Source organism: Mesorhizobium sp. B2-7-1 (genome assembly GCF_006440735.1).
Classification (GTDB): Bacteria; Pseudomonadota; Alphaproteobacteria; order Rhizobiales; family Rhizobiaceae; genus Mesorhizobium.
Genome location: NZ_VFUA01000002.1, coordinates 151,956 through 165,533, shown reverse-complemented (window position 1 = coordinate 165,533; position 13,578 = coordinate 151,956). Strand labels below are relative to the sequence as shown.

5 protein-coding genes and 1 pseudogene are annotated in these 13,578 nt (G+C 62.5%); 2 read left to right on the top strand and 4 right to left on the bottom strand.

Features of this window, described 5'->3' with window-relative positions; translation table 11 throughout:
• Both FJ471_RS01880 and FJ471_RS34685 read right to left on the bottom strand, forming a co-directional pair.
• The coding region (locus FJ471_RS01880; RefSeq protein WP_140801472.1) for an autotransporter-associated beta strand repeat-containing protein at positions 1-9,041 on the bottom strand (9,041 nt) is incomplete at its 3' end.
• Positions 9,042-9,654: 613 nt separating this feature from the next.
• Positions 9,655-9,927: a hypothetical protein gene (locus tag FJ471_RS34685; protein WP_181179091.1), complete on the bottom strand. Its 273-nt coding sequence runs from the start codon at positions 9,925-9,927 to the stop codon at positions 9,655-9,657.
• 806 nt (positions 9,928-10,733) lie between these two features.
• Here FJ471_RS34685 and FJ471_RS01870 point away from each other — a divergent pair.
• Positions 10,734-11,117 (top strand): annotated as a pseudogene (locus FJ471_RS01870) (thiamine pyrophosphate-dependent enzyme); the annotation flags it as partial.
• A 608-nt stretch (positions 11,118-11,725) separates the two neighbouring features.
• Positions 11,726-12,019, top strand: a complete 294-nt coding sequence (locus FJ471_RS01860) for a DUF2934 domain-containing protein (RefSeq protein WP_140801469.1) — start codon at positions 11,726-11,728, stop codon at positions 12,017-12,019.
• On the opposite strand, the gene FJ471_RS35640 is transcribed toward FJ471_RS01860, so the two are convergent.
• The gene (locus tag FJ471_RS35640; protein WP_348643322.1) at positions 11,987-12,187 is read right to left on the bottom strand and encodes a hypothetical protein; all 201 of its coding nucleotides are present in this window, start codon (positions 12,185-12,187) and stop codon (positions 11,987-11,989) included. The genes FJ471_RS01860 and FJ471_RS35640 overlap by 33 nt on opposite strands.
• A 677-nt stretch (positions 12,188-12,864) precedes the next feature.
• On the bottom strand, positions 12,865-13,107 hold the full coding sequence (locus tag FJ471_RS35175; protein WP_140801468.1) for a DUF6074 family protein: 243 nt from the start codon (positions 13,105-13,107) through the stop codon (positions 12,865-12,867).
• Between the last annotated feature and the right edge of the window lie 471 nt (positions 13,108-13,578).

Below are 13,578 nucleotides of genomic sequence, written 5' to 3'. Positions count from 1 at the left end.
GCCTCGCCGAAGGAATAGTTCAGGATCGAGCCGCCAGAGAGTGAGAGGTCGCCCGCTATGGCGAGCGTGCCCGGCGTACCGTCGGCCGATCCCGGCGATAGCGTGCCGCCGTCGGCGATCACGACGTTGCCGCCGATCTTCCCCTTGCCGCCGAGCGTGGCGCCGATCTGCACCGAGGTCAGTCCGGTGACAGCACTCTGGTCGCCGTCGACATAGAGGCTACCTGCCGCAACCGTGGTCGGCCCGGCATAGCTGTTGGTGCCCGTCAGCGTCAGCGCCGCGATGCCCGTCTTGGTCAAGCCGCCAGCGCCGCCGACCAGGCCGGACAGCGTGAGATCGGCGTCGGTCTGCAAGGTGCCGCCGCCCGCATTGAGCGTGACGTCGCGTGCCGAGCCGAAGGCTGCGGTGTTTTGCAGTGTGGCGCCATTGTCGAGAGACAACGCACCCGCCGCATCGCCAAGGTTGGCATCGCCCGAGACCTGCAGCGCGCCGCCCTCGATTGCCGTGCCGCCGGTGTAGGTGTTGGTGCCGGCAAGCACGAGCGTGCCGAGATCGGTCTTGACCAGTTGCGAGCTGCCCTGAAGCACGGAGGCGATCGTCGCCGTGTAGCCCGCACCCGGCAAAGTGCCGTCGCCGACCCGGATCGTCGATTGCGGTCCGAGGAGTTCGATGTTCTGTCCCTGGATGAGATAGCCGTCGGTGGCGAACTGCATGCCAGCGGCCTGGACCTGGCCGTTGGTGTTGTCGACGCTGACCATACCGGCAGCGCCAGCGAAAATAGCAAAACTGCCGTTCGAGAAGGCGGCGTTGATGTCGCCGGCCGGCCCGGTCCAGTTGTCGTCGCCCGCCGCCCGCCAGGTGCCGTTGCCGCCATTGACGGCGTTGTTGCTCTTCGGGCCGGCGTCGCCGTCCCAGAAGTTGAGCGTCATGGCGCTGATATCGACGAGGTTCACCTGGCCGGCTATCGAGGTCTGGACGACGTGACTGGGCGAGTTGCTGTCGAGCCCGTTGTCGGTCAGGGCGCCGTCATAGCTGATGACGCGATAGATGCCGGGGCCAAAATTGCCGCCAGGCGTTTCGGTGACATTGATCGAGCCGTCCAGCGTGAGAGCGCCATGCACGACCGTGAGGTCATTGTAGGCGCCGCCAACGACGCCGGCCTGGCCGAACGAATAGTCAAGGTTGGAGCCGTCGGCCAGTTCGAGGTTGCCAATGATGGTGAGCGTGCCCGGCGTGGTGCCCAGGCCACCGGGAGACAGCCGGCCGGTGGCGTCCACGAAGACGTCGCCGCCGATGGTGCCGTTGCCGCCAAGCGTGCCGAAATTGACGTTGGTCAATCCGGTCGCGGCGCTCTGGTCGCCATTGATGTAGAGCCGGCCGCCCCCGGCAACCAGCGTCGTGCCCGTGTAAGTGTTGTCGGCCGTGAGCACGGTCGCGCCGGTGCCGTCCTGGCTCACGCCGCCACTGCCGGAGATCGTGCCGTCAAACGTGTACAAGTCGGAGCGATTGAAGCTGAGCGTGCCGTTGTCGACAACGTCGCCCAGGATGGAGCCCGTCGTGCCGCCGATGCCCAGCATCAGGAGGCCGCTCGAGATCGTTGTGCCGCCGGCATAGTTGTTGTCGGCGGAGAGGATCAGCACGCCGGCGCCGGTCTTGGTGAGCGCACCCGCGCCGTCGACGGAACCTTCCCATACCACCGCGCTGTCGGTCTGGAACGTTCCGCCGCCCGCCTGAAGCGTTGCAGTGCGGCTAATGACGATGCTGGTCGGGCCTTGCTGGTAGAGCGTGCCGCCATCGAAGGTGACCTTGCCGGTCGCATTGCCGAGATTGGCATCGGCCGTGATCTGGACCGTGCCGCCATTGATGAAAGTACCGCCCTGGTAGCTGTTGGTGCCGGCCAAGGCGAGCGTCCCGCCGCCTTCCTTGGTCAAGGCCCCGGCGCCGCTTATAGTGCTGTTCAGCGCTAGGCTGGTCGCGGCGTCGGTGTCGAAAGTGCCGCCGCCCACATTGAGCGTCACGGCGCGCGCGGAATTAATGGTGGCGGTGGTGTGCAGCGTGCCGCCGTCGAGCGACAGGCCGCCGGAAGCGTTGCCGAGATTGCCGTCTGCCGAAATCTGAACCGTGCCGCCGTTGACGGCCGTGCCGCCAGAGTAGCTGTTGGTCCCAGACAGCACCAGCGTGCCGGCATCGGTCTTCACCAGTTGGCTGCTGCCCGTCAGGTTGGACGCAATGGTCGCGACATAGCCAGCGCCGGCCAGCGTGCCGTCGCCGACGCGAATGATCGACTGCGGGCCGACCAGCCCGATAGCTGCTCCCTGGATGAGGTAGCCATCGGTGACGAACTGCATGCCCGCGGCCTGCACCGCGCCATTTGTGTTGTCGACCGTAACTGTGCCCGGAGCACTCTGGAAAATGGCGAAGCTGGCATTGGCGAAGGGCGCGGCGAACAGGCCGCTGCTGTCGGTCCAGTTCTGGTCGCCGCCCGCCCGCCAGGTGCCGTTGCCGCCATTGACCGCGCCGTTGGAATGCGGGCCGTTGCCGTCCCAGTAGCTCAGCGTCAGGCCCGCCGAATTGACCAGGTTGACCTGGTTGGCGACGGACGTCTGCACGGCATAGTTCGAATCCGTGACGGCGAGCCCGTTGTCCGAAAGCGAGCCGTTGTAGTTGATGATGCGGTAGACGCCGGGCCCGAAATTGCCGCTCGCGCTTTGGCTGACGTTGAGCGTGCCGTCCAGCGTCAGGTTGCCGCCGACATTGATGAGGTCGTTGAACGCGCCGCCCGGCACATTCGCCTCGCCGAAATTGACGTTGACCGCCGAAGTGGCGCCGAGACTAAGATTGCCGTTGATGGTGAGCATCCCCGGCACGTTGCCAGTGCCGCCTGGGCTCACGGTGCCGCCGTTAGCCACGTTAACGTTGCCGCCGATGGTGCCGATACCGCCCAGCGTCGTGCCGTTCCCAACGGTGGTCTGTCCGGTGGCCGCCGACTGGTCGCCATTGATGAGCAAGGTGCCGCCAAGGATGCTGGTAGGTCCGAGGTAGCCGTTGGCGCCGGTGAGCGTCATGACGCCCGTGCCGAGCTTCATCAGTCGGCCGGCACCAGAGATTGTCGCGCCGAATGTGTAATTGCTGTTCAGGTTGAACGCTAGCGCGCCGTTATCCACCACCGTCGGGGTCGTCAGAGCGCCATCCGTAACGCCGTTGCCGACCTCCAGCGTGCCCGTGCCGATCGTCACGCCGGCGCTGTAGCTGTGATTGCCGGTCAGGAATAATGTGTTGGTGCCCTGTTTGTTGAGGCTCTCGAAGCCAGTGACGTTCGCCCCATCCAATGTACGGGGCAGATTGTTGACCACCTGCAGCGTATCCCCGGCCCCTGTCTCACCGCCGGTGCCGGCATTGACAGTTCCGGAGATCGCGGCGCCATCATTGAGAACTAGTGTATCGTTGCCCGTGCCTAGGTTGAGCGCTCCGGCACCGGTGTTCAACGTCCCTGTCAGATTAAGGATATCGCTGCCGCCGCCGAGATCTCCATTGCCGCGCAGAACTCCGCCGGAGGCGATGGTGATGGTGCTCGCTCCGGCGTCGCCGGTCATGGCCACCGGCGTCGCCCCGACCGCTTGCACGGTGCCACTGACAGTCAATGTCGAGCCGGCGTTCATCGCAATCGTCGGCGTCGTCAGCGTCTTGCCAGCGTCGACCTGCAGCGTGCCCCCGTTCACGGTCGTCGCCCCGCTGGTAAGGTTGCTGGCAAGCTCTAGCATGCCGGCATCGACCCGGGTCGTGCCGCCGATGGTGCTGTCGATCGCCGAGGTGAGCCGCGTGGTTCCAGTACCGATCTGGGCGATGTTGCCCGCGCCGCTCAGATTGCCCGCGAAGGCGAACGTGTCGCTGCGGTTGAACGACAATGTCGAGGTCGCGTTGGCGACAATGACATTGCCGGCGCCGGCATTGCCCGACGTGCCGCCATTGCCGATCATCAGGTTGCCATCATTGATGACGGTGTTGCCGGTGAAGCTGTTGTTGCCGGTGAGCACCCAGGTACCGGAGTCATTCTTGGCGAGCGTGGTCGTACCGCCGGGACCATCGATGATGGTGCCGCCCATCGTATTGAGGTCGGTGTTGGTGCCACCCAGCGCGAGCGTGCGGTTGCCAACTCCGGTGTAGGCGGCCGACCCCGTATTGCTGAAAACGACCGCGCCGGTGCCGGACGATTCGATGAAGCTGACGCCGGTCTGCAAGGTGAAGAGACGGTCAGTCGTGTCGCCGCCGCCCGTATAGCGCAGCGTCGAGCCGCTGCCGATCACGAGATTGGAGGCCAAGTTCGTCGACTGGCCGATCGAACTCGCATGGCCGCCATCGGCGAGCTTGTCGACGGCGAGCACGCCGCCGGTGATCGTCGTAACGCCGGTATAAGTGCTCCCCGCATTCTGCAGTACCCAGGTGCCGGTGCCGCTCTTGGTCAGCGCAGTGGCTGCGCCGGCCGGGTTGTCGATGCGGGCCGCAAGCGTATTGTTGGCCGTATTGGTGCCGGTCAGCGTCAGCGTGCGACTGCCAGCGCCCGAGAGGGTGACGGCCGCCGTGCTGGTGAAATTGATCGCGCCGCTGCCCGAAGCGTCAAGGCTGCCACCGCCGCTGCCCAGCGTGAACTGCCGGTTCGTGCTGCCGACCGCCCCGATATATTGCAGCGTGCCACCGTCGAGCACCAAGTTGGTTGCCGCAGCGCTGGAATCACCGATTGAGCTCGCGACGCCGCCATTGTTCAGGCAGGTGACCGCAAGCACGCCCCCGTTGATCGTTGTACTGCCGTCATAGCTGCTGCTACAGCCCGACAACGTCTGCGTGCCAAGCCCGCTCTTGACCAGGCCGCCGCCGCCAGCGATCGAGCCGCTGAAGCTCAAGCCATTGCTAAGGGTGAGCGTGCCAGACCCAAGAGCCACGCTCCCGGCACCCGCGAGGCCGCCAACAGTATTGCTCCGGTCATTAAGATCCAGAGTTGCGCCGGCGTTTACAGTCATGCCGCCCGTGCCAAATGCGCTGGTCGAGCCGGCGCGCAGGGCGCCCGCAGTCACGATTGTTCCACCGGTATAGATATTGTTGCCGGACAGAACCAACGTCCCCGCACCATCCTTGCGCAGGACGCCGCCCCCGATGACCTGGCCGCCAAACGTCAACGTCGTCGCCGCATTCGCCACGCCGACGGCCCCGGTACCGCCCAAAAGCTGGAATCCGCGATCGGTCGTCACGGTGCCGCCAGTGTAGTTCAGTGCGCCGGTGTTAAAGACAAGATTGGTCGAGGCGTTGTTTGAGGTGCCGATGTCGCTTGGCTGCCCGCCATTGGCCAAGCAACCGACGTTCAATACGCTGCTGCCTTGCAGGACTGTGGAACCACTATAGGTGTTGTTGCATCCGCTGAACGTCTGCGTCCCCGCGGTCAACGTCACGCCGCCTGCAGAGGCGCCGCTGATTATACCGCTAAACGTGGCGCCATTGCCGATGATCGTAAGCCGCGCCGTGCCCAAGGTCACATTGCCCGTGCCACCGAGCGCGCCGACGGTGTTGCTGAAGTTGTTAAGGTCGAGCGTTGCGCCGGTGGCCACGTCCACAGGGCCGGAGCCGAAAGCGCTGGTCGAGCCCGCCCGCAGGATGCCGGCGGTAACGGAGTTGCCGCCGGTGTAGTCGTTGGTGCCTGCAAGGACCAGCGTGCCTGCACCCGTCTTCGTGAGACGGCCGGGACCTGTAGCCGCGCCCCCTAGCGTCAGCGTGGTGGAGGCATTGCTTACCCCGATCCCCCCCGCAGAAGCCAGCGTGAAGCCTCGATTGCTTGTCGCTGTCGCACCGAGATAATCCAGCTTGCCGCCGTTCTGCAGGACAAGGTTCGCGGAGGCACTGGTGGAGGCGCCGATGGAGCTGTTGACGCCGCCGTTGGCGAGCGAGGTGACGCCAAGTGTGCCACTGTTGACTGTGGTAGTGCCGGTATAGCTGCTGTTGCTTCCAGCAAGCGTCAGTGTGCCCGCGCCGTCCTTGACGAAGTTGGCGCCGTCGGGGCTCACCACCTGTCCGGAGAAGGTCAAGTTGCTGGCAGCGTTGGTGACCGAGATCGTGCCCGAGGTAGCAGCGCCCGATCGGGCGATAGTGAAGCCGCTGTCGGTGGAGGTCGTCCCGCCGGTATATTCCAGCGTCGCGCCCTGGATTACCAGGTTGGACGAATTTGCCGAGGCAGCGCCGATCGCGCTGGCAGATCCGGCATTGGCAACCGAATTAATCGAGAGTGTGCCCTGACTAACGGTGGTGGCGCCGGTATAGGTGTTGCTGCCAGTGAGCGCCACTTTGCCGGTCCCAGCCTTGCTGAATCCGACAGCACCCGTGTTGTCGACAATGGTGGAGGCGATGGTGAAGGTGCCGCCACCGTTCTGCTGGATACCCAGCACGCCGCCGCCAAGCGTACCTGTCATCGATCCGCCGGTGATCGTCTGGCTTCCGCCGGTTACAGAAGGGGCGACGATGATCGTGCCGTCTATCCCAAGGGTCTGGCCGGCCGCTACGGTGACCGTGGAATTCGCCGCTGCCGTATACTGCAGGCCGCCGATCTGGATGCTGGACCCTACGGTGTTGAAGAAGGGCGTGTTTGCGCCGTCGGCATCACTCAGGATCTGATTGGCCTGCCATTGGCTCGCATCATCCTGATTGACATAGTCGCCGGCCGTGAACGCCACGATGTTGCCGCCGACCACCTTGGCGTAATCCGACCCGTTGACGGTCGCCCAGCCGCCGAGCGCTCGATCCGGTCCGGCCGCGGTGATCGCACCCGCATTGGGCAGCACGAAATTGGCAAGGCCGCCCGTGCGGGTGATGGCACCGAGATTGACGGTCATGCTGCCGCCGGATCCGGAAGTGGCGCTCACCGTATTGTTGCCCGTCGTAACCGTGACGCCATTGAAACTCTGGACGTTGTTTTCGCCCGCCGCGCCCGTGATCTTGACCGTTCCGCCGTTCATGACCAGGGCTGAAGAAGCCGAGATGATGTTGCTGGTCGGCCCTGCCGCCGGTGAGAAGTCGAGAGCCAGCGTGCCACCGCCGACTGTCGTCGCGCCCGTATAGCTGCTGGCTCCGGTCAGGGTTAGCGTGCCGGCGCCCATTTTGGTCAGGCTGGCGCCGGTACCAGCGATGCTGCCGCCGTAGCTGTTGTTGACGCCCGAGCCCAGATTGAGGGTGAGATTGGCGTTCCCCATCGCCACCGTGCCGCCGGTGCCGCTGAGCGAGACGGGCGCCAGGTTGTTCCCGTTGAGATCCAAAGTGCCGCCGTTGACCGTGACGTTGGTCACTGTGCCGAAGGCCGAAGCACTGCCCGCGCGCAGCGTGCCGCCATTCACGGTGATGGCGCCGCTGCGGGTATTCGCGCCGGTCAGCACCCAGGTGGCATCGCCGCTGCTGACCAAGGTGCCGCTGCCGGAGACAGTTCCGGAGATCGTGTTGTCCGCACCGGTATAGCTGCCGCCGAACGTCAAGGTGCCCGCGAGGGACGTAGCTCCGCTGAACGCCAGTGCTCCGGAGCCATCGTTGCGGATCGCGCTTGTCGTGCCGCCGATGGACAAAGTGCGGTTGCTGGTTGCGCCCGTACCCGTATAGCTCAGGGTTCCGTTCGAGAACGCAATGCTGGTACCTGCGCCAAGGGAACTGTTCGCCCCTCCAGCGGCCAAAGTGCCGACCTTGACGGTGCCGCCTTCGATCGAAGCAGCACCGGTGAAGCTGTTGGCATCGCCGAGCGTTATCGTGCCATTGCTGCTGGCGATGAACCTGAATGTGTTGGTCGTCGAGCTGCTGAGAACACCCAGCGCCTGCAAATCAGCGTTGGCGGCCGACAACGCGACAGAAACATTCCCCGTCGCGGCCATATTGCCGGTCAGCGTCAAAGTCCCGCTACCGAGGTTCTGGATCAAGGCAGTCGGCGATCCGATGCCCGTGGTAATCTGCCAGTTCCGGTTGGAAGTATCCCCGGTTCCGGTGTAATTGAGCGCCGATACACCCGAGTTGGCCTGGAGACTGATCGTATCCCCGGCACCCAGCGCGCTGGCTTCTCCGATGTTGCCTATCGACGTGAACGAGGCCGCCGCTGCACTATTTACTCCAAAGCTTACAGCACCGGTAAAATTGTTGGTGTTGTCGCTCAGAGTGATCGAGCCGGTGCTGCCCACGGCGGCGACGCTGAGGCCGCCGCTTCCGGTGAAGTGGGCGGAGCCCGTGCCGGCAACACTCACAGCTCCTTGACCGCCATTGAGATTGACCGTGCGTCCGGTCAGCGATCCGCTGGAACTCAGAGATGCTCCGTTGGCCAGGTTGACGACGTTGCTCGTATCGCCCAGCGCCGCATTCGCGTTGACGGATAGCGATCCAGAATTGATGTTGACGTTGCCAGTGAAGGTGTTGCTCCCGGACAAGGTCAATGTACCTCCACCAGCCTTGGTGAGGCCCGCCGTGCCGGCGATGATCGCGCTGACCGTGGCAGCGCCGGTAATGGTGGGAGACGCACCGGCCAGGGTGAGCGTGTTACCGCCGGTTCCGGCAATGGTGTAGCCGGCGGTATTAAAGGTGAGGTTGTGCACCATGATCGGCGCACCGAGCGTCACCGTACCGCCGACTGTTCCTTGGAAGATGGCGTCGTCTAGTGCCGCGTTGTTCCAGATCGTGAATGGCCCGGCCACGCCATTGCCGGTCGTGTTCCATGAGGAAGAGGTCGTGTCCCACGTTCCGGGCCCGCCGAGGCCGACGCCGGTATTGTTGAAGTCCCAATAGAGGTCCGCGGCCGCCGCTTGACCTGTAGCCATCCCCAGAAGCACTGTAGACAAGAGCACTATGGCAGAGACGAGGTGCACCAAATTTGGCGCAAAGCTCGCCGCTTGGCCCTTCCACTTGGTCATGCGGCCGCCGCGCAGGAAATGCGAGAAGGCGGCCGCCGGCCGACAGTCTGGCGCTTTGCCGTCCCCTTCACTTTTCTTCGACTGGCGCTGGTTTCCGCTTGCCTCGTGCCGGGTTGCCTGCTGCATGATCAATCGCCCCCGCTGGCCTCAAGGTCCAATCGGGCTCCACGTGAGAATGATGTTTGCTGACTCGTCATCACCGGGACGGCATTCTGTCCGGATGAGGCAAGGGTTGAGCGATGGATGATAGAACATGAGGTGCTGCGGGACGCTTGTCCCACTTGCAACGGCAGATTCGCCCTGTCGCATGCGCCCCCCGATTCAACCCTGAAGACAGGGTTACCGTAAGGAAACTAAATATCAATGAAAAAAATGCTGGCAGGCGACGTGTTTAGTAAGCGTATCCATAACGCCACAGTATCCCTTTTAGCTAATTCACGCTCTGACCACAGGGAGCAACTAAAGCTCCTGCAGCCGGTTGGCGGCGACGCGCTCAAACGGAATACTTCGCCCATAATATTTCAACTCGCTAATATACATGAAGGCGGGCTTGGTGCCACGGGACGATCAGAAATGCCGAATTAGGGTTGCTTCGACAGCCTCGGGTGCCATACTCGACACGGATTTGCTTGCCGCATCCATCCGAATGGCATGCGAGCGCGGCTGTGATCATTCTGCCAGTTTTATATGCCACGCCAATGCGTCCGATCCTTTGAATAATTGAGTTCACGGACAGCCTTCATGAAAGGGCAGGCAACAGCGGGTTGCCGACGCGGAAGCAGTCAGGAAAAACATTGCGCGGCTTGAACAAGAGCTGATTGCGACGGGCACCAACAAACGCGCAAAGCTCCATGAGATCGGCCTTCAACTGCGGTCTCGCAAGTCCCGGTTCCGGCAGCCACCTTTCGGTGGCGAATATCGGAAGACTTCGAAGGTACCTCCTCATGCTCTCGCTTCGAAAATAGCGTCGCGTCAGCATTCGCTTCTCTTCGTCGTCCAGCTTCTCGGGCATTGCGTTGCTTACTCGCTCGGTGCTGCATCGAAAACAACCGGCCTACGGACTGGTTCCTTCCGACGGAGAGTTTCGCCGATCGCTCGGAACCACGACCAAGTCGCGGCATTGAGGACTCATCAACCTCACTTCCAAATGCCGAGGGCAAGCCGATGACCACGAGTCAAAACAATCGCGAGACTGGCGCCATGAAATATCCAGCCCGCCAAGGCAGAGACCCATCCGCCGATTTTTCGCAGGATGCTGCTGAAAACAAGAAGCCGAAGGGTGGAACCGGGCTGTCGAGGCCGCCCGGCGAGGTCGACGACAGAACTCATCAGTCGGACGGTCAAAACCCGAGCCGTACGACCAAGTCATCGCCTGCCACTCAAATGACGGCAGGCGCCGGCCCGGCCATCGCCGATCGTTCGAAGGACGCGAGGGCGCCGAAGGACGGCCGCCAGTCTGACCGGGCAGCCAAGGACTGAACCATGTCATTCATGCCGGCTTATCCGATCCTGGAGCTAGCAGCCCTCGAACCCGAGGCGATGCCTGGTCGCTCACCGCCATCAGAACCACAACCGGCGCCCGTCGCCGATGACGTGGTCGACCGAAATTGGTGTATGGAGATGCTGGAGTCACGCGCTCGCAAGTTCGAGAAGCAGAAGCTCTTCCACATAGCCCGGGCGTTGTCGTCAATCGCTGCCGAAATCTCGAGCCATTGAAAATCTTCCGGGCTTCCGGGTAGCGACGAAGGATTTGGGGCTCGGAACAAACACCGCAGTCATGGAGGTCATCGCGCCGAAGGTCAGCGGTGTGGAGGCCGCATTCCGCTGAAGGTCCTGGTCATCAAGAACAACATGCTGAACCAGATCGCTTGGGACCAGATGATGTTCCTCGGCAACCCGCAATTCGGCTGCGAATTGCAGCCGATCGATTTCGCCAAGGCAGCGGAGGCTATGGGTGGGAAAGGCTTCAGCATCGAGCGGGCCGACGAGCTAGAGCATGTCCTCGACCAGGCTTTCGCTACCGACAGACCGGTCATCATCGAGGCGTTCGTCGATGCCTATGAGCCGATGATGCCCCCCAAAATGCCGCCCGACTACGCGAAGAATTTCTGTAAAGCGCTGCCCCAGACGCCCGGACACGAGCAGATCGAGGAAAACGTATCGCGAAATCCCGCTAAGATGATGATGGATGCGGGCGAGTAGAACAAGGGCCGGATATTGCACGGCGCTCGATAGTGAACGTCGAATAACTTTGGCATTTAGTTAGGCTTCCCATTTAGTTAGGCTTCCAATGAACACGCGGAGAAATCCCTGGTTCGGGTCGCATCGCAACGAAGCGACCACAGGGAGATTTTCTTCTCATGATCAAACTGATTTCGGCATCCGCCATCGTGCTGGCTTTGGCCACATCGGCATGGCTCAGTCCAGCGGTTCCCGCAACGGTAGCGGCAATAACGGCACAGGCGCCGCCACTGGCACCGACAATGGCGCTGGGACAAACAGCGGTAACACTGGAACAATCAGAACGGCAGAATGCCACGACGCAGCAGCCCACAAGCGCGGGCGGCGCCGGCGACCGTGCAAGGATGCCGCCGGCAACGACACCGACAATACGGCAAGCGGCAACACCACTTCCAACATGCAGAACTGCAACAATAAATCCTCCCCTCGATAACAAGGCCCGCCTTGGAAGAGGCGGGCCAACGGATTCGCACGGGGCTGCTCTTTTCGCTCGCTCATCCCGGGGAACCAACGCCAAGGCACCCGGTTAGGCGCGGGCAAAGTGCCAGCCGGCGCAAGAGGAGACCAGCATGGACAGGGAAGAGCGCATCAAGCAACGCGCTCCCGAAATCTGGGAGCGGGAAGGCCGTCCGGACGGACGCCAGCAGGAGCATTGGGATCAGGCCGTGAAGGAGATCGAGTCGGAAGGTTCGGAAGCCGAACGCGGGCCTGTGACGCCGGATCCCTTGGTGGGAGCAGGCCTCAGATCCGGCCTCCAACATGCCAGGTGGGTAGCAGCCTCGAAATGTTCGAGATATGGCCCGTCTGTGGCGGGCCGTGTCATCGGGATTTCAATGCATAAGACTGCTTCTGAGCCAGGCTAGGATCTTGTTGCCGGTCATGATCCGGCGCACACGTCCGGCAACCCAGCTTGCCTGCATGATCGTGCCGGCATGACAGCTGCAGACGACTTCGTGCAACTGCCAATCCGATAGTTCGAATGAGCGCTTGGCCTCCCTGTAGGTGTCCGACTGCAATTCGGCCGCACGCAACAGCGGGTCCTCGAACGCGACCGTAAGCGGGGGTCCTGCCGCCCGTGCTCCCTGTCGAACTTCGGGATCGACATATTCGGTGCCTGTGAGTGCAGCCAGCCACCGAAGGCGTGTTCTTTCGAGCGGTTCCGCCCACCGCTCTATCGCTGCTTTCTCGTCGCAGAGGGATCAATCCAAGCCGATCAATGACGGCAACCGGTTCGAGTTCATATGGTGTCTGATGCTTCATTGCTGTTCCTGTTGTTGTCGCGGCGGCACAACGGCCGTGGCCGAGCCGGAAGCCCGCACCTGTGAGGGACGGGCCGGGCCGATCAGGTGTTGCTCACCGATCTTCGACAGACGCTCGGCACGTCTGAAACCAATCCGAACTGCCAGCGATGAGCTATATTCCAGCGACTCTCGCCAAGGGATTCGATAACGAGGTCCAGGCCAAGCGGGTTAGCCCTTCCCGAGCAGCCGCGCCTCGCGAAGGAGCGGGCTTGCATCTTTCCGGATCATGTCGATTATCGGCTCATCGAGGCGCCAGGCATTGCGCTTGGGAAGTATCTGACAAATTCCTGACTTTAGTCCACGCCGGCTCTCGGCGCCTGAAGCGGCAATTGATCTAAGCCCCGTTCGAACGTTGGAGCGGTGCGACCGCTGCCTTGCTCGGGCAAAGCCCCAGCTCGGGATCGATCTTATGACAACGGCCTGACCGACATGTCGCTATGTAGGGCGATCTGAACCTCGTCGAAGAAGCGACGGACTTCTGCGCGCGCGTCGTTAGCGTTCTGCCCGCGTTCGATTGCGACTGAAAGCAGGTGCGTAGCAGTCTCTCGCCAAAGCTGAGCAGCCGCCTCGTTCGGAAGCCGTGCGATCGCGTCGGCCACGATCCGAATGGCGAGAAGCTCTCCACTGATTGGATAGGCGTGCACTGACATGGACGGGCAACCTGAAACGCTCCATGCCATACCTACCGCTTGAAAAGGAAATAGAGGCTTAAGGAGAACCAAGCGGACCGGCTAGGAAAAAGGACACACCTCAGTTTGAGCGAAGTGGCCCGTCGGCCTTGGCCGGCGTGTTTCTTTTTGACGATTCGGAACAAGCAATCGTCCGCGATGTTGAACCTCGTCTGCGATTGTCCCCCTCAAACGGTCGCAGAAATGGTGGAAACACCGGCCCGCGTCCTTGCCGAGGGGCGCGGGTTTCCGTTTGGCAATCATCGGAAACCAGCGGAGAACGAATATGCTTAGATTATTGATTGGCCTCGGGGCAATTTATGCTGCGTTCAAGTTTGGCAGGGACGTCGGTCAGGTGAGGCAGACTTTGCTCAATGGCCCGGTCGATTACGAGCGCCGCCCGCTAGCACCGGACTACAAGGATTTCGGCCTTGAGCCACCCGGGGAATGACC

Bases quoted from the DNA above. Each gene is read 5' to 3' on its own strand.
- FJ471_RS34685 (WP_181179091.1), bottom strand. From the start codon at position 9,927: ATGCCCGAGAAGCTGGACGACGAAGAGAAGCGAATGCTGACGCGACGC.
- FJ471_RS01860 (WP_140801469.1), top strand. From the start codon at position 11,726: ATGGACAGGGAAGAGCGCATCAAGCAACGCGCTCCCGAAATCTGGGAG.
- FJ471_RS35175 (WP_140801468.1), bottom strand. From the start codon at position 13,107: ATGTCAGTGCACGCCTATCCAATCAGTGGAGAGCTTCTCGCCATTCGG.